General features: G+C 65.9%; 19 protein-coding genes and 1 pseudogene. 9 read left to right on the forward strand and 11 right to left on the reverse strand.

What is annotated here, in order from left to right:
* The first annotated feature begins 11 nt into the window (after positions 1-11).
* Complete coding sequence (locus LFT44_RS02710) at positions 12-506, forward strand: glutathione peroxidase (RefSeq protein ID WP_236800955.1); 495 nt, start codon at positions 12-14, stop codon at positions 504-506.
* A 159-nt stretch (positions 507-665) separates the two neighbouring features.
* A complete protein-coding gene (locus LFT44_RS02715) occupies positions 666-1595 on the forward strand; it encodes a phosphodiesterase (RefSeq protein ID WP_236800956.1) in 930 nt (309 codons plus the stop codon).
* Between the two features lie 64 nt (positions 1596-1659).
* Here LFT44_RS02715 and LFT44_RS02720 read toward each other — a convergent pair whose 3' ends face one another.
* Together LFT44_RS02720 and LFT44_RS02725 are read right to left on the reverse strand one after the other, a co-directional pair.
* Positions 1660-3285, reverse strand: coding sequence for a stealth family protein (locus tag LFT44_RS02720; RefSeq protein ID WP_373462145.1), 1626 nt, complete (start codon positions 3283-3285; stop codon positions 1660-1662).
* Between the two features lie 94 nt (positions 3286-3379).
* Positions 3380-4310 (reverse strand): annotated as a pseudogene (locus tag LFT44_RS02725) (hypothetical protein).
* A 143-nt stretch (positions 4311-4453) separates the two neighbouring features.
* Here LFT44_RS02725 and LFT44_RS02730 point away from each other — a divergent pair.
* On the forward strand, positions 4454-4753 hold the full coding sequence (locus LFT44_RS02730) for a type II toxin-antitoxin system VapB family antitoxin (protein WP_181422479.1): 300 nt from the start codon (positions 4454-4456) through the stop codon (positions 4751-4753).
* A complete protein-coding gene (locus tag LFT44_RS02735) occupies positions 4746-5408 on the forward strand; it encodes a LytR C-terminal domain-containing protein (RefSeq protein WP_236800958.1) in 663 nt (220 codons plus the stop codon). Before LFT44_RS02730 ends, LFT44_RS02735 begins: the two co-directional genes overlap by 8 nt.
* Positions 5409-5454: 46 nt before the next feature.
* On the opposite strand, the gene LFT44_RS02740 is transcribed toward LFT44_RS02735, so the two are convergent.
* Both LFT44_RS02740 and LFT44_RS02745 read right to left on the reverse strand, forming a co-directional pair.
* Complete coding sequence (locus LFT44_RS02740; RefSeq protein WP_236800959.1) at positions 5455-6105, reverse strand: TetR/AcrR family transcriptional regulator; 651 nt, start codon at positions 6103-6105, stop codon at positions 5455-5457.
* Positions 6106-6140: 35 nt separating this feature from the next.
* Positions 6141-6839 (reverse strand): DsbA family oxidoreductase, encoded by a 699-nt coding sequence (locus tag LFT44_RS02745; protein WP_236800960.1) that lies wholly within the window; start codon positions 6837-6839, stop codon positions 6141-6143.
* A 224-nt stretch (positions 6840-7063) separates the two neighbouring features.
* On the opposite strand from LFT44_RS02745, the gene LFT44_RS02750 reads away from it, so the two are divergent.
* Together LFT44_RS02750 and LFT44_RS02755 are read left to right on the forward strand one after the other, a co-directional pair.
* Positions 7064-8125 carry a glycosyltransferase family 4 protein gene (locus tag LFT44_RS02750; protein WP_236800962.1) on the forward strand — a complete coding sequence of 354 codons (1062 nt, stop codon included), beginning with the start codon at positions 7064-7066 and terminating at the stop codon, positions 8123-8125.
* A gap of 58 nt (positions 8126-8183) precedes the next feature.
* Positions 8184-10364, forward strand: a complete 2181-nt coding sequence (locus LFT44_RS02755) for an amylo-alpha-1,6-glucosidase (protein WP_236800963.1) — start codon at positions 8184-8186, stop codon at positions 10362-10364.
* Positions 10365-10371: 7 nt separating this feature from the next.
* Here the strand turns inward: LFT44_RS02755 and LFT44_RS02760 are convergent, their stop codons facing one another.
* A complete protein-coding gene (locus LFT44_RS02760; protein ID WP_236800964.1) occupies positions 10372-10905 on the reverse strand; it encodes a GNAT family N-acetyltransferase in 534 nt (177 codons plus the stop codon).
* A gap of 14 nt (positions 10906-10919) precedes the next feature.
* The gene (locus LFT44_RS02765; protein WP_236800965.1) at positions 10920-11879 is read right to left on the reverse strand and encodes a D-2-hydroxyacid dehydrogenase family protein; all 960 of its coding nucleotides are present in this window, start codon (positions 11877-11879) and stop codon (positions 10920-10922) included.
* A 143-nt stretch (positions 11880-12022) separates the two neighbouring features.
* On the opposite strand from LFT44_RS02765, the gene LFT44_RS02770 reads away from it, so the two are divergent.
* Positions 12023-13216: an MFS transporter gene (locus LFT44_RS02770; protein WP_236800966.1), complete on the forward strand. Its 1194-nt coding sequence runs from the start codon at positions 12023-12025 to the stop codon at positions 13214-13216.
* Between the two features lie 198 nt (positions 13217-13414).
* Here the strand turns inward: LFT44_RS02770 and aceB are convergent, their stop codons facing one another.
* Together aceB and aceA are read right to left on the reverse strand one after the other, a co-directional pair.
* Positions 13415-15067 (reverse strand): malate synthase A, encoded by a 1653-nt coding sequence (aceB, locus tag LFT44_RS02775; protein WP_236800967.1) that lies wholly within the window; start codon positions 15065-15067, stop codon positions 13415-13417.
* A gap of 250 nt (positions 15068-15317) precedes the next feature.
* Entirely contained in the window at positions 15318-16634 is a 1317-nt protein-coding gene (gene aceA / locus LFT44_RS02780; protein ID WP_236800968.1) for an isocitrate lyase, read from the reverse strand.
* A gap of 149 nt (positions 16635-16783) precedes the next feature.
* On the opposite strand from aceA, the gene LFT44_RS02785 reads away from it, so the two are divergent.
* Positions 16784-18295, forward strand: a complete 1512-nt coding sequence (locus LFT44_RS02785) for a helix-turn-helix transcriptional regulator (RefSeq protein WP_236800970.1) — start codon at positions 16784-16786, stop codon at positions 18293-18295.
* Positions 18296-18534: 239 nt separating this feature from the next.
* On the opposite strand, the gene LFT44_RS02790 is transcribed toward LFT44_RS02785, so the two are convergent.
* The 3 genes from LFT44_RS02790 to LFT44_RS02800 all read right to left on the reverse strand — a co-directional run bounded on the left by LFT44_RS02790 (position 18535) and on the right by LFT44_RS02800 (position 21681).
* Positions 18535-19488, reverse strand: a complete 954-nt coding sequence (locus LFT44_RS02790; RefSeq protein WP_236802774.1) for a TAXI family TRAP transporter solute-binding subunit — start codon at positions 19486-19488, stop codon at positions 18535-18537.
* Between the two features lie 73 nt (positions 19489-19561).
* Positions 19562-21013 (reverse strand): sensor histidine kinase, encoded by a 1452-nt coding sequence (locus LFT44_RS02795; protein WP_236800972.1) that lies wholly within the window; start codon positions 21011-21013, stop codon positions 19562-19564.
* Positions 21010-21681, reverse strand: a complete 672-nt coding sequence (locus LFT44_RS02800; RefSeq protein ID WP_236800973.1) for a response regulator transcription factor — start codon at positions 21679-21681, stop codon at positions 21010-21012. Before LFT44_RS02800 ends, LFT44_RS02795 begins: the two co-directional genes overlap by 4 nt.
* A 239-nt stretch (positions 21682-21920) precedes the next feature.
* Here LFT44_RS02800 and LFT44_RS02805 point away from each other — a divergent pair, with 239 nt between their 5' ends.
* A complete protein-coding gene (locus LFT44_RS02805; RefSeq protein ID WP_236800974.1) occupies positions 21921-23312 on the forward strand; it encodes an MFS transporter in 1392 nt (463 codons plus the stop codon).
* Positions 23313-23330: the final 18 nt, after the last annotated feature.

The following is a 23330-nucleotide window of genomic DNA, read 5'->3' on the forward strand; positions in this document are numbered from 1 at the left end:
ATCCTTCGCTGATGCGCAGCCCGCGCCCCCTGTATCCGATCCCGTTGATTCTCAACGACGGCACCAGGACGAGTTTCGGGCAGTTCAAGGGAAAAGTAGTTTTGGTGGTCAATGTCGCCTCCAACTGTGGCTTCACCCGCCAATACGCCGGCCTCGAAGCTCTCTACGCCAAGTTCCGGGACCGGGGTTTCGAGGTCCTGGGCGTCCCGTGCAACCAGTTCGCGGGGCAGGAGCCCGGTACAGACGACGAAATCGCTGACTTTTGCGAACGGAATTTCGGCGTTACGTTCCCCCTGACGGCCAAGACTGATGTCCGCGGCAGGAAGCAGCACTTGCTCTACGGCGAGCTCACCAAGTTCCGGACCGGCCTGCTGCCGGGGCTGGTGAAGTGGAATTTCGAGAAGTTCCTGGTCAGCCGCGAGGGGGACGTAGTGGCCCGGTTCGCCCCCACGATCGAGCCGGACTCCGCAGAGATCATCGAGGCAATCGAGCATGCGCTCGGATAAAAGGTGGCCCGGCGGTTTGCCCACGCAAAAGCGCAGTTCTTGTAACTTTTTCCACATCAACGACGGCAATTTACCCCATGTTTGCCAAATGTCTGATTGGATAAATATTACTGAAGGGTACAAGGGAAGAACGGCTTCCCACCGACCATAGAGGTAGCAATGGAGCACATCGAGGCCGAACATCCCCGGCCGCGCCACTTCCTACTCCACCTGAGCGATCCCCACCTGTTGGGAGGTCCAGAACCCCTCTACGGAACCGTCGACAGCGAAGCCAGGCTCATCCAGCTCTTCGACGAAGTCAAAGCGTCCGGCGCCAGGCCCGAAGCCGTGATCTTTACGGGCGACCTCGCCGACAAGGGCGATCCCCAGGCCTACGTGAAGCTGCGCGCCATCGTCGAGCCCGCCTGCAGGGAGCTTGGCGCCCAGGTTATTTGGGCTATGGGCAACCACGATGATCGGGCCAATTTCCGCCAAGGCCTGCTGGACCAACCCGGCACGGATGAGCCGGTGGACCACAGCTACTTCATTAATGGGCTGCGCGTCATCACGCTGGACACCACCGTCCCGGGCTTCCACCACGGCGAATTGAGTGCCGCCCAACTGGAGTGGCTGGCCCGGCAGTTGGAAACCCCCGCACCGGACGGCACCATCCTGGCCCTCCACCACCCCCCGGTCCCATCCGTGCTGGATCTTTCGGTGCTGGTGGAACTGCGGGACCAGGCGTCGTTGGCCGCAGTGGTGCGCAACTCTGATGTCCGCACCATCCTGGCCGGGCACCTTCACTACTCCACCACGGCGGGCTTTGCCGGCGTTCCCGTCTCGGTCGCGTCCGCCTCCTGCTATACGCAGGACCTCAACGTTCCGGCGGGAGCCACCCGCGGGCGGGATGGCGGCCAGGCCTTCAACCTGGTCCATGTCTACGAGCACACCATCGTGCATTCTGTGGTCCCGCTGGGCAGCTCGCCCACTGTCGGCGAGTACGTGTCACCGGAAGAGACCGCCCGGCGGCTGGAAGCGGCCGGCATCCGGATCCCGGAAACCACCAAGCAGCGCGGCAGCGCCAGGCTTGGAAGCCCTATTCGGCGCTAGGGCCGCCGATGCCTGGGTGCCGGCCCCACGTGTGCGGGCCGGCACCTGCGCCCTGACCGCCCGGCTACTTTTCCCAGGGTGCCTTGATGGGGAAATAACGCTCCAGGAAGTTCGTCACCACTTCGGCGCGCTCATCGGCACTGACTTCAGGGAAACTGCCATCGTTCAGGCAGAAGAAGTCCATGTTCCGCTTGGCGAGCAGCTTGGGCAGGTACTTCAGTCCCGCGCGCATGGTGGTGTCCACGTAGCGCACCTTGGCCGCTGTCTGGGTGACGGCCCGGCCGGTGAGCAGGGCGTAGTAGTGGTAGAACGAGTTGGTCACGGAGATGTTGTCCGCCGCACGGAACCGGCTGGCCGCCGTCTTGCGGAACTCCTCCGGGAACTCCTGCTCCATCTGCTCCACCAGGCTGCGCCGCAGGGGCGCGGCCGTGTGCTCGAGGTGCCGGGTGGTGATACGGCCAAACCGGTTCCACAGGAGCTTGCGGTTCACCCGGGCAGCATTTTCGAAGCCGCTGCGCTCGGCGTCGTTCTCGCCCAGTCCAATCCGGGTTTCCGCCTCGATGAACTTGGTGATCCCGCCGGGAGTGAAAAACATGTCGGGGCTCACTGGGCGGCCAAAGAACATGTCGTCATTGGAGTACAGGAAGTGCTCGGACAGCCCCTCGATGTGGTGCAGCTGGCATTCCACAGCCTGTGAGTTGTGGGTGGGCAGCACGGAGGGATCGGCGAAGAATTCTTCACTGCGGACAATGGTGACGGACGGATGGTCCGCCAGCCAGGCAGGTGCGGGGGAGTCGGTGGCAATGAAAATACGGCGGATCCAGGGCGCAAACATGTACACGGACCGCAGGGCGTACTTGAGTTCGTCGATCTGCCGGAACCGTGCCTCGTGTTCATCACCTTCGCCCAGCACGTGCCCCTTCTGCTGGGCGCGGCGGGCGGCGATGTATTCCGGGGAACTGCCATCCACCCACGAGAAAACAATGTCGATGTCGAAGCTGATGTCGCTTGCATGGTCGGCGAACATGTTCTCGATGGTGGGCCAGGTGTGGCCGTAACGCTCAACAGTCCCGCGAACTGCATCCTGGCGCAGCAGCGTCCTGCGGGTCAGGGAGTTCTCAATGGGGAGGATCAGCTGTTCCCCCTCGAAGGACCACAGCTCGATCTGGACGCCGGCGGAGGCGCCGAACTCAAAACCGCCCACCGGCTCCACCCGGGGCCGGTACAAGCGAAAAATTCGTGCCTGCCGGCTGGGGGACAGTTCGCCGTCTGCCACCAGGACGGAGGTCTTCTTCTTGGCATCCACCGTCATGGAGTAGAAGGGCTCATCGCGGCAGGCCTCCACCAGCGCGGCGCGGAGCTTCTTCCGGTCCTTCCAGTCCACGGCCAGCACAGGGCGGTCGTTGTTGCCGCGGACCAGGAGGTAGGAGAGGTCGGCGTTCGCCAGGACATTGCGCAGGAACAGCAGGTCTTCCACCATGGCCTGATAAGGGGTCCTGGTGTCATTGGTCAGGGCGTAGCGGCCCTTGTGCCGGATGACGTCAGTCCGGTGGCTGAGCCGCTGCTCCGCCGCCCGTGATGTGATCTCGGCGTGAAATTGTTCCTCCACGGACGCCTGGCCGCCGTAGTAGACCTCGTCCTGGACCGGTGCTTCTGTAATGGTTATCTCCGCGCTTCTGGAAGTGGGCATTCTTACCTGCATGATAGTCCTGCCGGAGTAACTGCATGTTCCGGGGCGCCGTCGGGGCCCCGCAGTCACCGTCGGACGGTAGCCCGGCAGGGGCTCAGTCGTCCAGCGCCTCGCGCCATGCGCGCAGGAAGGCGCCGCCGGCGTCGTCATGGATAACCGTGGCTTCCAGCCCCAGGTCCTCCGCCGTGAGTACCGGGTAGGGCTTGTTGGGTACGCCGTCGGCAGGACGCACGTCGACGTGCTTCACGGCGTGGTCATTGTGGTGCAGCCAGTCGGCCATGGCGTAGTCGGTGCGCGAGTCACCCACGGTCCGCCACGCCTGCGGCGTGATGCCCTGGGCGGCAAGCAGCTCCACCGCCCGGCTGGCGCCCAGGTCCTTCCCCAGGCGCACGGACTCGATGTCCGTGGAGATGATGGTGGGATCGACGCGGTAGTCCACCTCGTCGTCGGAAATGGGGGACGTGGTGGTCCAGGCGGACAACGCCCAGCCCGTGGCGCGCCATAAGCTCCATGGCCTCGGCGTCGAACAGCTTCTGCTCGGCCAGGTAGTCGGCGCTGGGTACATCGATGTGCTGCTCCACAGACACCATGGCGCGCTTGGTCTCATCAAAGAACATGTGAGCCGCATAGTCCTCTGCCACCAGCCGGCGGATGTCCTCGCCGTACGCTGCCGGCACGGCCAGCTCCCGGTCCACGTGGATGGGACCCGGCCCGGCGGAGGTGTAGCTGAACCAGACCGCCCCCTTTTCGCAGATGGCGTGGATGACGGTGCCTGCCGGGATGCCTGCCGCGATCATCGGCTCCATCACCTGCTCGCGGATGAAGGCGTCGGAGCGGCCGGTGTTGAAGATGACGGGGATCCCTGCCGCGGCGAGGGCCACCAGGTCACGGATGATGTCCGGCTTGACGTTCCGGGTCACCGGGCTGGCCACCGGTCCGTCCACATCCAGCAGGAGCGCCAGCGGCGGTGGGGACGGCAGTCGGATTCCGGGCGCGGGTACGGCGGGGGACTCGGTTGCTGTCATGGCTCCATTGTCTCAGCAAGGCCGGCGGTGCCTGCGCAGGCACCAAGCGCGCGGACGTGGCGTTTTGTCACTGTTTGGCTACAACCTGGCACCTGCCAGCCCTGCTACTTTCGCTGGCGCACTGCGGTGCCTACTGTGGCATGGTGATATTCAAAGCTGTGGGCGAGGGCCGCCCTTACCCCGACCATGGTTACAACACTCCGAAACAGTGGGCATCCCTGCCGCCGCGGCCCGTCAGGCTGGACGAATTGGTGACCACCAAGCGCACCCTGGACCTGGAAGCGCTGCTGGCAGAGGACTCCACCTTCTTTGGTGACCTTTTCCCTCACGTCGTGCAGTACCAGGGCACGTTGTACCTGGAGGACGGGCTGCACCGCGCCGTCCGGACCGCACTGCACCAGCGCACTGCAATCCACGCCAGGGTCCTGGTGCTCGATGGCTAGGAAGCGGCCGCAGGACCCCGGCGTCCTGCATGGCCACCATGTTGTTTCCGGCCCGGAGCTGCGCGCCGCCCTGGAGGCGGCCAAGGACGCCGATGAGACCGCCCGGGTGCGCCGCCGCGTTTTGCACGGCGTGGTGCTGGTTCTGCTGATCGGCCTGATCGCGGCCGGCATCATCCTTGCCATGGCCATCATCAATGGCCGGCTGAAAATTCCTGCCGCCGAACCGGCCCCGACGCCGGTATCGTCCTGCCCCGCCTCGACCTTCGATTACACGCCCAACGACAAAGTCAGCCTCAATGTCCTGAACTCCACCAGCCGGGCCGGGCTCGCCCGCTCCGTGGCGGACGAGTTCCTGGCCCGGAAGTTCGTGGTGGGGAACGTAGCGAACGTCAACGCCGGCTACCGGGGCGTGGCTGCGGTGGTGTCAGGTGCGGCCGGACAAGCCGCGGCTTTCACGGTGCAGCGCAATCTCCAGGGGTCGGACTATTTCCAGGACGGCAGGACCGACGCCAGCGTTGACGTGATCCTGGCGCAGGACTACAAGGCGCTCGTCTCGCCGGAGCTGGTGGACCAGACGCCGGGCCAGCTCAGCTGCCCCAGGGAAAGCCGGCGCATAGCCGACCCGGACAAGCTGCCCGTCACCCCTGCGGCCTGATCATTTTGCCCCTGATTTCTTGGGCCCCGCACCTGGTGGCTGCTTGCTAACTGGCCACCGCCGGAAGCTGCGCCACCCGAATGGGCCGCCCCTCGTCGTCGAACCTTGCACCTGCGCCCAACTGGATGAACCGCACGGTCCGGGCCACCCGGGCCTCCAGTTCGGCGGGCTCGTCGCTGCCCCTCGCCGCGCTGGAGGACAGGGTGCCCAGGATCAGCTGTGACTGCTGGCCCACATCGGCCACCGGCAGGTAGCCCTGCTCCATGCCGTCCCGCAGGATGCCCTGGAGCAGGACGCTGAGCTCACCCACGTGGTCGGAAAGCTTGGCAAAGGACGACGGCGACAGTACGGCACCCATGGCAGGTCCCGGCGGGAGGTGGCGGCGGCTGAGGTCAACCACCTGGGCGCGGACGTACAGGGCCAGCCGTTCCACCGGGTTCTCCAGGCGCTCCAGCGCGTCGCGCAGGTCGGAGAGGAACTTCTCGGTCTCATCGAGGGCGTAGGAGATCAGGAGCTCTTCGATGTCCGCGAAGTAGTTGTAGACGGCGGTCCTGCCAATGCCTGCATGGCGCGCAACATCAGTCATGGTCAGCCCTGGAAGGCCATGGGTGAACAGTAGCTCGCCGAAAGCGGTGAGGATGCGGCGCTGGGTCTCCGCGCGTTGTTCGGTATTGCTGGCCGCTGAAATCCTGGGCATGCGGACACTTTACCGCTATGTGTCAGTAAAGTGCGCTAGACGGCGCAGCCGTCCGGACCGCAGGCTTCAGCTTCCGTGGAATTGACCAGGACCAGAGGATTCGCTTCCTGCCAGGCCTGGTTCAGGGCGGCGGTGAACGTCTCCGTGGGCTGGGCTCCGGACAACCCGAACTTGCGGTCGATTACGAAGAACGGGACCCCGCTGATGCCCAGGCCACGGGCCTCCTGGAAATCGAACCGGACCTCGTCCGAGTACTTGTCCGTGGTGAACAGCTCATCCACCTCGGGAGCCGGCAAGCCCAGGTCCCTGCCGAGGGCGGTCAGATACTCCCGGCTGCCGATGTCCTTGCCGTGCTCGAAGTGATCGCTGAGCAGGCGTTCCTTCGCCGCATCCTGCTTGCCGTGTGCCGCGGCCAGGTGGATCAGGCGGTGGGCGGTGAAGCTGTTGGCCACCACCACCTTGTCGAACCGGTAGTACAGGCCTTCGCCCTTTGCCTGCTGGGCCACGTGCTCGAACATTTGGGAGACCTGCTGGGCCGGCATGCCCTTGCGGCTGCTCAGGTACTCCAGTTCGGTGCCGTCGTAGTGTTCCGGCAGCGTGGGATCCAGCTGGTAGCTCCGCCACACCACGTCAACGGCGTCGCGGTGGGGAAATGCAGCCAGGGCAGCTTCGAACCGTCGCTTGCCGATAAAGCACCACGGGCACGCGACGTCCGACCAGATCTCAATCTTCATGTTTCTCACAACCCGCGTACCGCGGGCGCCATTCCGGGCCGGCGGTATGACATTCAGCACACTGGGTCTTGTCTTGGAGCCGCTGCTGGGTAGATAGTCGGAGCAGAGGCGTCGAGCAGCGGGCCCTTTCGAAGTGGAAAGCACCGCGGAATACGAAATTGTCCCGGTGGAAGTTTCGCCCGGCCAGCTGGGGAGCCCGGCCTGTATCACCTGGGAGGCCAGGAATGCGGATTGGACTGGTTTCGGGACCTTGGATTCCCGTTCCCCCCGTAATGTACGGGGGCACTGAAAGAGTAGTTGACACCCTTGCCCGCGGCTTCATGGCCGCAGGTCATGAGGTGTTACTGGCGGCGCCGACGGAGAGCGCGTGTCCCGTGCCGCTCGTTCCCGGAATGCGTCCGGCAGACTACGGCGGACTGGGTACCACCATGTCGGAGTTGAGCCATGTAATCAGGGCCTATGAGGGGCTGCAGGACGTGGACGTCATCCACGACCACACCTTCATTGGGCCCCTCTACCTGCACCGGCCGGCAGGGGTGCCGGTGGCGACCACTATCCACGGGCCCATCCACGAGCAGGCGGCAGACATCTATCGCGCCGTTGCCCGGAAGGGCGCTGTCATTGCCATTTCAAGGGACCAGGCATCACACGCACCCACGGTTCCCGTGACCCGCGTGATCCATCATGGCATGGACCTTTCGGCCGTACCGGTTGGGTCCGGAAGCGGCGGCTACCTGTGCTTCCTGGGCCGCTCGTGCCCGGACAAGGGCCTTGTTGAGGCCATCACCATCGCCCGGCAGGCCGGGATGCACCTGAAGATCGCGGTCAAAATGCGGGAGCCGGACGAAATCCGCTACTTCCGGGAAGTTATTGAACCAATGCTGGGTCCCAACGAGGACTTCGTGGGCGAGGTGGACGACGCCGCCAAATACCGGCTGATGGGGGAGGCAGCAGCCTTCCTGAACCCCATCCAGTGGGCCGAACCTTTCGGGCTGGTGATGATCGAAGCCCTGGCCACCGGTACGCCCGTGGTGGGGACGTACATCGGCTCCGCCCCGGAAATCGTGAAGCACGGGCGCACCGGGTTCCTCGGAACGACAGAGGAACTGGCAGGCTTCATTCCCGCTGCTGCCGCCCTGGACCGGGCTGGTTGCCGCAAATCCGTTGAGGACAAATTCAGTGCCCAACGGATGGTGGCCCAACACCTGGAACTCTTCGGTGACCTGATTGAGGGACGCATGCCACCAGGGGTTCCACACGGTACCCGCTTGCACCAGAATCGATAGGGGCAGAACTGCTTTCCCGATCCCCGGGGCAGCTTCCCCTTCAGAAGGGAGTCTTTCCATGACCGCTTGGAACGAAGACATAGAGGCGACCGGGTCCGATTCAGGCGCGGTTACGGTCCTGGAAGGATCTTCGTTCTGTATCTCCGCAGCCAGCGGCGACATCAGCGCCGACGCCGGCACGAACGGAGCGTTCTACCAGGACACCCGCATCGTGTCCCGCTGGATACTGCGCGTCAACGGCTCGCTGCGCGAACCGCTTTCAGCCCAACGGCCCCACCCCTTCCAGGCCACCTTCGTAGGGCGGGCGAAGTGGCCCGGCGGAAAATTCGACAGTCCACTGGTTGTCCGGCAGGTGCGGCACATCGGCCCGGGTCTGCAGGACGACATCACGCTGGAAAATTATGCCGCCGAGCCCGTGGAATGCGACATCGAGCTCCTTGTCGATGCTGACCAGGCCGACCTGTTCGACGTAAAAGGTGGACGAACCACGGGGGCGGATGACACCACCCGGACCGTTTCAGGGGGCAGGCTTGTCATCGAGGCGGCGCGCCATGGCCAGCAGCGCGGCTCTGCGATCGGGGCCCGGGACGCGGAGGTTACCACCGAGGGCCTGCGCTTCCGGGTGACCGTCCCCGCCCGGGGAAAATGGGCCACCAGTGTGATTGTGGTGCCGCTGGTGAACGGAGAAGCGCCGGAAGAGCCATTCACGGAAGGACAACTGCCGCACCACCGCGAGGGTGTGCGCCGGCACCTGGCCTGGGAGGAAGCCCTCCCCAGGATCAGCATCGAGGACGCCAGCCTCCAAAACCTGCTCAACCGGAGCCAGAGTGATCTTGGTGCCCTGCGCATCTTCGACGCCCACCATCCGGAGCGGGCAGCGGTTGCTGCCGGTGCGCCGTGGTTCATGGCGCTGTTTGGGCGGGACTCGCTGCTGACCTCCTACATGAGCCTCATGGTCAACCCAAACCTCGCCCTGGGCACGCTGCAGACCCTTGCCGGGATCCAGGGAAAGAAGGTGGACCCGGACTCGGAGGAGGAACCCGGGCGGATCCCGCACGAGGTCCGGCTCGGCGTGACAGCAGGTCTTTCGCTCGGCGGCACGGCCTATTACGGGACGGCAGATGCAACGCCACTCTTCGTGGCTGTCCTCGGCGAGCTGAGCCGTTGGGGACTCTCCCGGGACAAGATCCAGCCACTGCTGGCACATGCCGACCGTGCGCTGGACTGGATCGAAAAATACGGCGACCGGGACGGCGATGGGTTCGTCGAATACCTCCGCGCCAACGACCACGGCCTGGTCAACCAGGGCTGGAAGGACTCCTGGGACGGCATCAACTTCGCCGATGGCACCATCGCTGAAGCGCCGATCGCCCTGTGTGAGGTCCAGGCATACGTGTACTCGGCCTACCTGGGCAGGTCACTGCTGGCCCATTGGAGCGGTGACCCGGCCCTGGAACTGCACTGGGCCGATAAGGCCGCGGCATTCAAGGAGGAGTTCAACAAGAAGTTCTGGCTGCCGGATAAGGGCTACTTCGCCGTGGCGCTGGACAAGGACAAGCGGCCGGTCGACGCCCTGACGTCCAACATCGGACACTGCCTCTGGACCGGCATCGTGGACCAGGACAAAGCCGAGTCCGTGATGGAGCACCTGATGTCCCCGCAGATGTTCACCGGCTGGGGGATCCGCACCCTGGCCTCGGACATGGGCGCCTACAACCCCGTCAGCTACCACAACGGCTCGGTCTGGCCGCATGATACGGCGCTGGTGGCCACCGGCCTGATGCGGTACGGGTTCGTGGACGAGGCCAAGCGGGTAGCCCTGGGGATCTTCGACGCCGCTGCGCACTTCGACGGTCGGCTGCCGGAACTGTTCTGCGGCTTCGACCGCGGGGAATTCCCCAGCCCGGTGCCCTATCCCACAGCATGCTCCCCGCAGGCCTGGGCGGCCGCTGCGCCCGTCCAGCTCGCCCGGATCCTGCTCCGGTTCGACCCCGTCTTCACCCGCGACGTGGTGCACCTGGCACCCATCCTGCCCGAAGTCGTGGGATCGTTCCGGGCCGAAAACGTCATGCTGGACTCCAGCAGGGTGACCATCAGCGCCGCCGGAACCAAGGGCAGTATCGATGGGCTTCCGCCGGGACTCAGACTCCTGACCGAGCCCCGCCCGCCGCTGGCCTACCCGCCTAACGGTTTTGCCGGCAGTTCCGTGCGCCAGGGGCAGAACCAGCCGGGCAGTTGAACCAGGGTCAGGGCAGGGAGCGCTCCAGCACAAAGTCATGTTCAACAGTGCTGCCCAGCCGGAACGACTTGGTGCCCACCTTGCGGAAACCGGATTTTTCGTAGAACCGGATGGCTCGGGCGTTCTGGCTGTTCACGCCCAACCAGGTTCCGGAACCGCCGCATGCTGCAGCGGCCTGGAGGCTGGCGTGCATGAGTTCGGCGGCCGCGCCCAGGCCGTGGTAGTCCGGGTGGACGTAGCACTTGCTGATTTCCACGGACGGCAGCAGGGTCAGGACAGAGGCCACATCGGGATCCGTTGCGGGCCGGTCCACCAGCAGGCTGTAGCCATTGAGCTGGCCGTCGGCATCGACGACCAGGACGGTGGTGTCCGGGTCCGCAAGGTACCCCTTGAAGTGTTCCTCGCTCAGCGTGTTGGCCAGGTGGGCGGCAATGTCGGCAGGTGACGACGACGGCGGGCAGGCCAGCGGAAAGGTGACGGCCGCCAGCGCAGCCAACGCGCCGGCGTCGTCCGCTGTTGCCCTGCGGATGGTGTGGGTCATGCTGTTCTTCCGGGTCAGGCGGTGATGGTTCGGATGGGGGAGCCGGCCAGCCAGGCGGTGATGTCCTCAAGGGCGCCGCCGTAAAACTGTCGGTAGCTTTCCTGGGTGACGTAGCCCAGGTGGGGGGAGAGCACGGTGTTGGGCGCAGCCAGGAGCGGGTGCCCGGCCTGCAGGGGTTCCTGGTCGAAGACGTCCAAGGCGGCGCCCCGGATCCACCCCTCATTCAGCGCTTTGATCAGCGACTCCTGATCCACGAGCGGCCCGCGGGCGGTGTTCACCAGGATGCCGTCAGGCCCCAGCAGCCGCAGCTCTGCCTCGCCCACCGTGTTCTCCGAGCGTGGGGAGAGCCGCAGGTGGAGGGTGGCCACGTCGGCAACCGTGAAGAGCTCCTCCTTGGACACCAGCCGGGCACCGGCCTCCTTGGCCGCGTCCGCAGTGAGATTCTGGCTCCACGCCACCACATCCATGCCGAAGGCCTGCCCGTAGGTGGCCACCCGCCGTCCGATCTTGCCCAGCCCCACGATCCCCAGCGTCTTTCCGGCCAGCTCCACACCAACAGTCGACTGCCACGTTCCGGCCCGGAGGGAGTTCTCCTCCGCTGGAAGGTGCCGGGCGATGGCCAGCAGCAGGGCCCAGGTCAGTTCCGGCGCTGCCGTGGGCGAACCGGGCGTGCCGCACACCGTTACTCCGTGCTCGGCCGCGGCTGCCACGTCGATGGCGGCGTTCGCCATTCCGGTGGTGACCAGCAGCTCAAGCCCTGGAAGCTTCTCAAACACCTCGCGCGGGAACGCCGTCCGCTCACGCATCGCAATCACCATGGTGGTGTCCGCCAGCGCCGAAACCAGGGCGTCCCGGGAAGCGAAAGGCTCGCGGTAGGAGGTCACGGTGACCCCCTCCGCCTCCAAGGCCGCGAAGTCGGCGAAGCCGTGGGCTACGTCCTGGTAGTCGTCGAGGATGGCCAAGCGGTGCGTCATGGGTGTCCTTCCCAGTTTGCTGCGTCCTTGGGTCACGTTCATCGTATGGCAGCGCCGGCCGGGAGGGCGCCTAAAACTCCAGCAACGCCGGGCATGATAGCAATGGGAGTGATGAATCCTCGCCCATTCCCGATTTTGTCCCTGTGAGCGGCCGCGTCCTGTCCCGCATTCCGAAAAGCTGGGTCCTGCTGGCCTGCATCGGCCTGCTTGCGCTGAACCTCCGCGGCCCTTTCGTCGCCGTCGCACCCCTGGTGGACCTCATGCAGGCGGAACTGCATTTTTCGCCGGTCATGCTGGGGCTGCTGACCAGCATCCCCGTCCTCTGCTTCTCGCTCGCGGCTCCCTTGGCGTCCCTTGCGGCCCGGAAATTCGGTGCCGAGTTCGCCGTTACGCTGACCATCCTGGGAGTCCTGGCCGGCGTGCTGGTGCGCTCCGCCGGGGGCCCGGTGCTGGTGGTGGCCGGCACGGTGGTCCTTGGCGTGGCCATCACGGTGGGCAACATCGCGGTGCCGCTGATCATCCGCCGCGATTTCGCTCCGCGGCGGCAGGGGACGGCCATGGGAATCTACACCGCCGCGCTGAACATCGGGTCCTTCCTGACCTCGGTCATCATGGCTCCGCTTGCGGCCGCGACGGGGTGGAGAGTTGCCTTGGCCAGTGTTGCCGTCCTGGCCGTCGCCGCCGTGGTGGTGTGGGTCCTGGCGGTGGGACCGCGGACGGCATTCCTGGCTGAGGCTGAGGATGGCGGGGACGCGCCACTCGCGAGGGTGGGGGGTTCCGGCTGGATCACGTTCGGGCTTACGGCCGGGTTCGGTGGCCAGGCGTTCTCCTACTACGGAGTCACGGCGTGGCTGCCCAGCTACCTGCACGACGAGCTGGGCATGAGCGCCGCAGAGGCCGGAGCCGCCTCCTCGATCTTCCAGATCCTCGCCATAGTGGGCGGGCTCGGCGTGCCATTTGCAGCCAAATATATGAGCACGACGGCGGTGGCGGTCACCCTGGGTGCCTTGTGGCTTCCCGTTCCGGTGGGGCTGCTTCTCGCGCCGCAGTTGTGGTGGCTGTGGTCAACGTCCGGCGGCATCGCCCAGGGCGGCGGCATCACGCTGATCTTCATCGCCATCATCAAGCTGGCCCGCGATCAAGCCTCCGCCGGGCGGATGTCCGCCACCGTCCAGGGCCTGGGCTACTGCCTCGGAGCGGTGGCCCCGCCGCTGGTGGGCTTCGTGCACGACAGCGCGAAGTCGTGGACCCCCGCGTTGCTGGTCATCCTGGTTTCGGTGCTGACCTTCTTCGTCAGCACCACCCTCTCTGTGCGGAAGGTGCCTAAAGGCCGCTAAGGCGAGGTGCCGCCGTCGGTCTTCTTTAAACACCTCACGCGAGATGCCATTTGAGCGCAATGTTTCCTTGGAACATTGCCGTTAAACGCCATCTCGCGGAGGTGACTGTGGTGCTCCGTTGCCGGACCGGCGCCCCGGATTTCGGGGGGGCCTGTTGCGAAGGGCGTGCCGGCCCGGCAAACGGAAGTTTCTTGAGTGTCAGGCCGCAGCCAGCTCCTCAACCGTTGCCTTCTCGCGGGCCTCGGTCAGGTAGCGGGCATAGGCGGGAAGCGTGAGGAAGGACGGGAACTCGGTGGCCAGGGTGACCTCTTCGAAGATGTCGCGGGCGTCCTCGAACCGGTCGCCGTCGAAGCGTTCCAGCCGGGCGAATTCCTCGTCCAGGAGTTCCTCCACCCACTCGTGGCTGACGATCTCGCCGTGGTCCGTGATGGCCCGGGCATAGATCCACTGCCACAGCTGGGACCGGGAGATCTCGGCGGTGGCGGCGTCTTCCATGAGGTTGTGGATGGCCACCGCGCCATTGCCGCGCAGCCAGGACTCGATGTAGCGGATCCCCACTTCGATGTTGTTCCGGATGCCCTGTTCGGTGATGGTGCCGTGCAGGGAAGCAATATCGATGAGGGCACGGTCGTCAGGGGTGACGTCCTCGCGGAGCTTGCCGAGCTGGTTGGGGCGGTCGCCGAGGACGCCGTCGAACACCTCACGGCAGATGGGCACCAGGTCCGGGTGGGCCACCCAGGAGCCGTCGAAGCCATCGTTGGCCTCGCGGGTCTTGTCAGCGCGGACCTTCTCGAGGGCGTTGGCGTTGGCTTCGGGGTCCTTGCGGTTGGGCACGGCTGCAGCCATACCGCCGATGGCCATGGCGCCGCGCTTGTGGCAGGCCCGGACCAGCTGTTCGGTGTAGGCGCGCATGAAGGGGGCCGTCATGGTCACCTGGCTGCGGTCCGGCATCACGAAGCGGGGGCCGCGGGTGCGGAAGTTCTTGATGATGGAGAAGATGTAGTCCCAGCGGCCGGCGTTCAGGCCCGCGGCGTGGTCGCGCAGCTCGTAGAGGATCTCCTCCATTTCGAACGCGGCGGTGATGGTTTCGATCAGCACCGTTGCGCGGATGGTGCCCTGCGGGATGCCGAGCAGGTCCTGGGCCAGGATGAAGATGTCGTTCCACAGCCGGGCTTCGAGGTGGTTCTCGATCTTGGGCAGGTAAAAGTACGGGCCCTTGCCCTGGGCCAGGAGGCGGCGTGCGTTGTGGAAGAAGAACAAGCCGAAGTCCACGATGCCGCCGGCGACCGGCTGGCCGTCGATCAGCATGTGCTTCTCCGGCAGGTGCCAGCCGCGGGGCCGGACCACGATGGTGGGCAGGTCGCCCGCCGGGCGGAGCTTGTATTCCTTGCCCTCTTCGCTGGTGAAGTCGATCCGGCGCTCCAGCGCATCGGTGAGGTTCAGCTGGCCCTTGATGACGTTGCGCCATGTCGGGGTGGAGGAGTCCTCCATGTCCGCGAGCCACACCTTGGCGCCGGAGTTCAGGGCGTTGATGGTCATCTTCTTGTCCACAGGGCCCGTGATTTCCACCCGGCGGTCCTCGAGGCCAGGTGCCGGGGGAGCGACCCGCCAGGACGGGTCATTCCGGATGTGCTCGGTCTCCCGGAGGAACCGCGGATCGGCGCCGGCAGCGATGTCAGCCCGCCGCGTGCGCCGTGCCTGCAGCAGCTCCTGCCGGCGGCTGGCAGTGGCCCGGTGCAGCTTCGCGATGAACGTCAGAGCGTCCGGGGTAAGTACTTCGTCCTGCCGGCAAATCGGCTGCGCGGTCAGGGTAATGCCATTGATCGTGAAGCTATCGGTGAAGCTGTTCATCTCAGTCTCCTTAAAGACAAAAGGGAAGTTCGACGGCGGGACTTACCTGGGTGGGCCGGGATCGGAAATCCTCCGCGTGCTATCCCCATCCCCGGCGTAAGACCTCGCAAAGCTCGGTCGACGCCGGGGACAGGGCCCCTTTACGCACGCTTCCGGATTCCCCATCCCGGCCAGGCGACGTCACGCTCAGGCGCGTGCCGCCGTCGTGCCTCTTCGGTGAGCGAGGCGAATGGCTCACCTTGGGCGAAAATTAGTGGAACTGGCCCTCTTCGGTCGATCCGACCAATGCGAGGGTGGAGGCGTTCGGGTTGAGCGCCGTGGAGATGCTGTCGAAGTAGCCGGTGCCGACTTCGCGCTGGTGCTTGGTTGCGGTGTAGCCGCGGGACTCGGAGGCGAATTCCTTCTCCTGGAGTTCGACGTAGGCGCTCATGCCTTCCCGGGCGTAGCCGTGGGCGAGGTCGAACATCGAGTAGTTCAGGGCGTGGAAGCCGGCCAGGGTGATGAACTGGAACGTGAAGCCCATGGCGCCGAGCTCGCGCTGGAACTTGGCGATGGTGTCGTCGTCCAGGTGCTTGCGCCAGTTGAAGGACGGCGAGCAGTTGTAGGAAAGCATCTGGTCCGGGAACTCGGCCTTGACCGATTCGGCGAACTTGCGGGCCAGTTCCAGGTCCGGGGTGCCCGTTTCCATCCAGATGAGGTCGGAGTACGGGGCGTAGGCCTTGGCACGGGCGATGCAGGGTTCGATGCCGTTGCGGACCTTGTAGAAGCCCTCCGCGGTGCGCTCGCCGGTGATGAATTCCTGGTCCCGCTCGTCGACGTCGGAGGTGATGAGGGTGGCTGCCTCGGCGTCGGTGCGGGCGATGACGACGGTGGGGGTGCCGGCGACGTCGGCGGCCAGGCGGGCGGCGTTCAGGGTGCGGACGTGCTGCTGGGTGGGGATGAGCACCTTGCCGCCCAAGTGGCCGCACTTCTTTTCGGATGCCAGCTGGTCTTCCCAGTGAACACCTGAGGCGCCGGCCTGGATCATGGACTTCATGAGCTCGTACGCGTTCAGCGGGCCGCCGAAGCCGGCCTCGGCGTCTGCAACGATCGGGACCAGCCAGTCCTCAACGGTCTGGATGCCCTCGGAGAACTCGATCTGGTCGGCACGGAGCAGAGCGTTGTTGATGCGACGGACCACTGTGGGGACCGAGTTGGCCGGGTAGAGGGACTGGTCCGGGTAGGTGTGGCCCGAGTTGTTGGCGTCCGCTGCAACCTGCCAGCCGGAGAGGTAGATGGCGCGGAGGCCGGCCTTGACCTGCTGCACGGCCTGGTTGCCGGTGAGGGCGCCCAGGGCGTTGGTGTAGCCGCCGGTCTTCTGCTCTTCGGTGAGCTGCTTCCACAGCTTCTCCGAACCCCGCCGGGCCAGGGTGTGCTCTTCGGAGACGCGGCCGCGGAGGCGGACGACGTCGGAAGCTGAGTAGTCCCGGGTCACACCTTCCCAGCGGGGGTTGGCGGCCCACTCGAGCTCCAGGGCGGCGGCCTGCTCTTCGGGCGTCTGCTGGGTGGGCTCAAATGCTGCAGTCATCGTTGATCTCCTTGATTGAGCTCCGGATGGAGTAGGTGGGAGCCGCGTCGTTGAGGCTCCCACCGGCTTATCCGGCGCGGTGTTTCTTTCCGTGACAACTACTTTTCAGCACTTTCAACCCCCTTTCTAGATGAAAGTGGTGGAAAGAAATGCACTTCTTCACGTATTCTTCAGAAATGTCGCCTTCAAGTTGGAACAGAGACGTTTCCCAGCCTCCGTCCACCGCCGCAGCGGAACTGGACGTTATCGCCCTGGGCCGCCGGGTCCGCCATCTGCGCAAACAAGCCGGGCTCACGCTCGATGACCTGAGCGCCGCCGTCGGCACCGCGCCCAGCCAGCTAAGCCTGATTGAAAACGGCAAGCGCGAGCCCAAGCTGACGCTGCTCCAGCACCTTGCTGCAGCGCTGAACGTCACCATCGACCAGCTGCTCGGCGCTGAGCCACCCAGCCGCCGGGCCGCCCTTGAGATCGAGCTGGAACGGTACCAGCGGGGGCCGCTGTACGAGTCCCTGGACCTGCCCAAGATCCGCATCAGCTCGCGGCTGCCGCTGGATGTCCTGGAGGCCCAGGTGGGGCTGCTGCATGAGCTGGAACGCAAGATGAATGAGCAGGTGGCCACCCCCGAGGAGGCACGCCGCGCCAATGGTGAGCTGCGGGCGATGATGCGGGAACGGGGCAACTACTTTCCTGAGTACGAGGCCGAGGCACAAAAGGTCCTCAAGGAGGTGGGCTACACCACCGGTCCGCTGAGCCAGCACGTCATTGCGGATATCGCCGCGCACCTCGGTTTCACCCTGCACCACGTGGGGGATCTGCCGCATTCCACCCGTTCAGTGACGGATTTGAAGAACCGCAAAATTTACCTGACGCAGAGCCAGCGGCAGGACCATGACCCCCGCTCGGTGTTGCTGCAGGCGCTGGGGCACTACGTCCTGGGCCACGAGACGCCCAAGAACTACGGCGACTTCCTTGCGCAGCGGGTGGCCACCAACTATTTCGCCGCCGCACTATTGCTGCCCGAGCAGGCCACCGTCGAATTTCTGCAGAAAGCCAAGGCGGCCAAGGAAATCGCGGTGGAAGACATCCGGGATGCCTTCGCCGTTTCCTACGAGACCGCGGCGCACCGCTTCACCAACCTGGCCACGAAGCACCTGGGCATCACCACGCACTTCCAGAAGACACACCAAAGCGGCATCATCTACAAGGCCTACGAGAATGACGGTGTGAACTTCCCCCAGGACCACACCGGCGCCATCGAGGGGCAGCCGTCGTGCAAGGCCTGGACGTCACGGGCAGTCTTCGATGTGCCCGACAAGTTCAGTGCCTACAGCCAGTACACCGATACGCCGTCCGGGACCTACTGGTGCACCGCGCGCACTGAGCGTTCCCCCAGCGGTGAATTCTCGCTCAGCATCGGGGTGCCGTACCAGCACGTGAAGTGGTTCCGTGGCCGCGAAACCAGCGCCCGCGCCACCTCCAACTGCCCCGACCCCACCTGCTGCAAGCGGCCGCCGGCCGAACTGACCAACCAGTGGGCAGGCAACGCCTGGCCGTCGGCACGTGCCCACTCGCATCTGCTGGCTGCGATGCCTCCCGGAGCCTTTCCCGGCGTGGACGAGACCGAGGTGTACAGCTTCCTGCAGGCCCACTCGGGGAGTTAGCAGAAACGCCCCATGAGATCTTGCCGGTTTCTTCACGACGCGCCATCAGATCTTGCAGCCTTCTTCACGACGCGCCATCACTTTCTTGAGGAAAGTGATGGCGCGTCGTGGCTTGTGCTGCGAAAGGTGAGCGGGCGTTGGGGTTTAAGCCGTCATAAGTGAGCGGGCGTTGGAGGATTTCCTGCGAAAGGTGAGCGGGCGTTTGAGGGTTTCCTGCCAAAGGTGAGCGGGCGTCCCAGCTAGCCGTGCAGCGTCCGGTACGCGTCCGCGGCGGCGGGGTGCAGGGGGACGCCGGCGGTGTTGATGAGGCTCTCCGCGCTAAGGAACTGAACGCCCAGGGTTGACTGCGGAATCAGCTCCCCGGCGTTGTGCACCAGCAGCTGCACCGTCCGCTCCACGGTGGCGTTGTCCAGGTCCCGGCGGCACAGGAGCAAGTTGGGTGCTCCCACCGTCCACACTGCCGGAACACCGGGATAGCTGCCTTCCGGGATCAGGACGCGGTCGTACATGCCGCCATATCGTCGGCGCAGTTCCGGCAGCAGACCCGACAAGTCCAGCAGTCCAAGTGCCACCTCCTGCTGGGCCGTCGCGATGGCAGCCGTGGGAACCCCGCCGGACCAGAACAGGGCATCAACCGTTCCAGCTTTAAGGGCGGCGATCCCGTCATTGAGGCCAAGGTTCTCGACGGCGGCAGTCCCGGCAGCGGGCGCAGCGGCATCCGCCGAGGTGCCCAGGCCTGCTGCCTGGAGCAGCCGGGGAGTGGTCAGGGACGTGCCCGATCCCGGCTGGCCAACCGCAACCCGGCGTCCTGCCAACCCGGAGATGTCCCGGATGCCGCTGTCCTTCCGCACCACGCAGTGGACGTAGTTTTCGTACACCTTCCCAATGGCGGCGATCTCCGCTCCAGCGCCCGGCTGGACGGCGGCGTCGGCCAGGGCTACGGCAAAGGCGGCCCGCCCGGCCTGCAGTTCGGCGATATTGTCCAGGCTTCCGCCCGTGGCCACCGCCCGCGCGTGCGCGGCAACGCCGTGGCGCTCCAGCGCGGCGGCCAGCAACGTTGAGAACTCCAGGTAGAACCCGCCCGGTTCGCCGCCGGCCACCACCAGGGTCTCGGGCCGGTCCCCGCCGGTACAGGCAACGAGGGAGGGCGGCAGCAACGCTCCGAGTCCGACGGCGAGGGCTGACTTCAGCACGGACCGTCGGGGCGGGAAGGGGCCAGGGAAGCCGGGGGAGCCAGCCGTGCCCGGGGAACCAGAAGCACCAGGGTCAGGCACGCGTACCACTTCCTTCGGACGAAGGGTCCACCCGCCCAGCCGGTAGCACGGGAAATTCGATCCGCGCTGACAACCCCTGCGGAGTGCCTTCGGCCAGGACCAGCCGTCCGCCGTTGGCTGCGGCAAGCTCGCCCACGATCGTCATGCCCAGCCCGGTCCCGGGAACGGAAGAGTGCCGCGGGGACCGCCAGAACCGGGTGGCAGCAGAGGCGCGCTCTGCGGCGGAAAGCCCCGGCCCGTCGTCGGAAATTTCCACAACCACCACGTCCTGTTCCCGCCGGACGGCCCCCGTGACCGTCGCGCCGGGCGCGTACTTGATGGCGTTGTTGAGAAGCTCGCCTGCCATCTGGGCCAGCTCCGCCGGATGGCAGGCAACCAGCACCGGCGGCTGCGGCGGGTCGGAAAGGGCCAACGTGGAGCCTGCCTGTTCCGCCAGCGGCGCTGCCCGCTCGATCTCCCCCTGAAGCACGGGATATGGATCCACCGGCTGGGCAGGCGGCTGCTGCGGCGTACTACCGGCAGCCCGGAGGTACCCTTCGGACGCCCGGTGCTCCGCGGCCGCAAGCTTCAGGACCCCGTCCAGGATCTCCTCCACCCGGTCCAGCTCCGCCACGGCACGCTCGGCAGCATCGTGTTCGCGGGCCGTCTTGAGCTCGAGCTGCAGCAGGTCCAGCCGCAGCCGGAGCGCCCCCACCGGATTCCGGAGCTGGTGCGAGGTATCCGCGATCAGCTGGCGCTGCGCCGCCATGCTGGCGCTCACGGTCCTGGCCATCGCGGTGAAGGAACGGCTCAATTCCCGCAGCTCCGGTGGCCCGTCCTCCGGGAGGCGTTCCATGCGCCCGGTCCGCTCCAGCTCATGCACTGCCGAATCCAGGCGGAGGACTGGCCGCAGGACCCAGCCGGTGACGCGGGCAGCCCCCACCAGGAGAATGGTGGCCAGCGCCACTGCGGCGACGCCCACCCCAAGCCAGCGCTCACGAAGCTTCTGCTGTGCCGTGTCCGCATGGACGTCCAGGACCACGGCGCCCAGGACTTGGCTGGCACTGCCGAAGGGCCGGAAGATGACGCGGGAGCCGGAGGCGAAGGGTTCAAGCGGTTCCAGGGACGTGCCGCTCACGTTCAGCCGGGCAAGGGACAAGGCGTTCTGCACGTCCGCCCGGTCGGCGGACAGGCCCCCGGAGGCCAGGGTCGCCGCCTGCACCCGGACCACAATGCCCTCGCCGTAAAGCCCGGAGTACGTGTCCATTTCCCGCTGCAGCCGCACAGTGTCTCCGTCGCCCGCCGCATCGAAGGCCACCTGCGCCAGCCGGTTCAGCGAGGCCGCCCGGTTGATCTGCAGCTCCTGGGTCAACTCACGGGATGCCGACGTGAGGATGGTGCCCGAAATGAGGAAGACCACCACCAGGCAGAGCACGCTGAGCACACCCAGGACCCGCAGCCTCATGCGCCGGCCGCCTCCACCCGGTAGCCCACGCCGCGAACGTTGATGATGAAGCCGGGCTTCTGCAGTTTGGCCCGCAGCCCTGTGAGGTGGACGTCCAGGGACCGGGATGATGCCAGGAAGGCATCGCCCCACAGTGCGTCCAGGATTTGTTCGCGGGTGACCACCGAACCGGCGTGCCGTGCCAGCAGGGCCAGGAGTTCGAATTCCGTGGCGGTGAGGGGCAGGGGCAGCCCGCCCTTGGAAGCCGCGTGCCGGTTGAAGTCGATGGCGAGGTCGTCCAGCACGATGATGTCTTCCTGCGGGGTGCCGCCCGCGCGCCCCGCCCGCCGGGTCACCGCCTCGATCCGGGCCAGCAGTTCCACCAGCTTGACCGGCTTGACCAGATAGTCGTCCGCGCCGGAACGGAGCCCGAGCACCACGCTGCGTTCGTCGTCGCGGGCAGTCAGGATCAGGATGGGCACATCGGTGACCTGCCGGAGCTTGCGCAGGACCTCCAGTCCGTCCATGTCCGGCAGGCCCAGGTCCAGGAGAATCACCTGGAAGTTCCGGTGCGACAGCAGTGCGTCCGCGCCCCGGGCGAGCCGCTGCGGGTGGTGCCCGGCGCTTTCGACGGCGGCGGTAAGGGCGCCGGCCATGGCGTCGTCGTCCTCGACGATCAGCACGTCCATAGCCATTTTCCTTGCTGTTTGTGCAGTGTCCGGTTCATCCCCCGCCTTTGGAGATTACCGCCTAAGGAACGGTTATGCCCGACGGCGGCCGGCAGGCAGGGCGGGAAGGCGGGCCAGGCAAAACCTAAGGAAGTGTTAGGAAATGCCCTGCCACGTTGGCTGTGCGGTGGATCACCCATACCGTTGATGAGGCCCTCCGGCGTTGGAGGACGCACGTCACCACAAGGAGGAACTCACCGATGAGCACCCAACAAACCGCGCCCGTATCGGAGGCCGCCCAGACCCGGCGGGCCGTGGGCAACATCCTGAAGGGGTCCGCCGGCAACCTTGTGGAATGGTACGACCTCTACGTCTACACGGTCTTCGCAGCCTACTTCCAAGCGCACTTCTTCAATTCCAAGGATGAACTCCAGGCGGGCCTCGAAGCGATGGCCGTCTTCTCGACGTCGTTCCTCATGCGGCCCATCGGCGCCTGGTTCTTCGGGCGGTACGCGGACCGCCACGGCCGGAAGGCTGCACTGACGCTCAGTGTCACCCTGATGTCCGCGGGCTCCTTCGCCATCGCCGTGCTGCCCACCCAGGACGTCATCGGCCTGTGGGCCATGATCCTGCTGGTGATCATCCGTGTGATCCAGGGCTTCTCCGTGGGCGGTGAGTACGGCACCAGCGCCACCTACATGTCCGAGGCTGCCACCACCAAGCGCCGCGGGTTCTTCTCCAGCTTCCAATACGTCACGCTGGTGGGCGGCCAGATGCTGGCCCTGCTGGTCCTGGTAATCCTGCAGAACGTCATGCCCAAGGGCGACCTGAACGAGTGGGGCTGGCGCATTCCGTTCGCCATCGGCGGCGTCGCGGCCCTCGTCGTGCTGTGGCTGCGCCGCTCCATGGAAGAGACGGTTTCCGCCGAACAGATCAACGCCGCCAAGGCCCCCGCGAAGCCGGGCCAGGCGCAGCCGGGCACCATGAAGCTGCTTTTCACCGGCTACTGGAAGCCGCTGCTGGTCTGCATCGGCATCACCCTGGGCGGCACCGTGGCGTTCTACACCTACACCAACTTCATCCTGAAGTTCATGAACGATACGTCCGGCATCGCCAAGACCGACACCTCCGTGATCAACTTCTGGGCCCTGTTCATCTTCATGCTGCTCCAGCCCGTCTACGGCATCATCTCAGACAAGGTGGGCCGCAAACCCCTGCTGCTTTGGTTCGGCATCACCGGCGTGCTGTTCACCTGGCCGCTGCTGTCCACCCTGGCCGGCACCAAGGATCCGTTCACCGCGTTCCTGCTCATGATGGGCGGCCTGGTGATCGTGGGCGGCTACACCTCCATCAACGCCCTGGTGAAGGCGGAGCTCTTCCCGGCCTCCATCCGCGCCCTGGGCGTGGGCCTGGGCTACGCGATCGCCAACTCGCTGTTCGGCGGCACCGTGCCGCTGATCGGCGCGGCCTTCCAGAAGGCGGAGCGGGAGGACCTGTTCTTCACCTACGTCACGGTGGCCATCGCCATCTCGCTGGTGGTTTACATCTTCGCGCTGAAGAACAAGAAGACAACGCACCTGGACGACGAGCAGGGCCACGCCTGGGAACAGGCACCCCAAGGCGGCAAGGACAAGGACGCCCTCGGCGTTTAGTCCGGAAGGCACCCAAGG

This window comes from Arthrobacter sp. FW306-05-C (assembly GCF_021801725.1).
GTDB lineage: Bacteria > Actinomycetota > Actinomycetes > Actinomycetales > Micrococcaceae > Arthrobacter.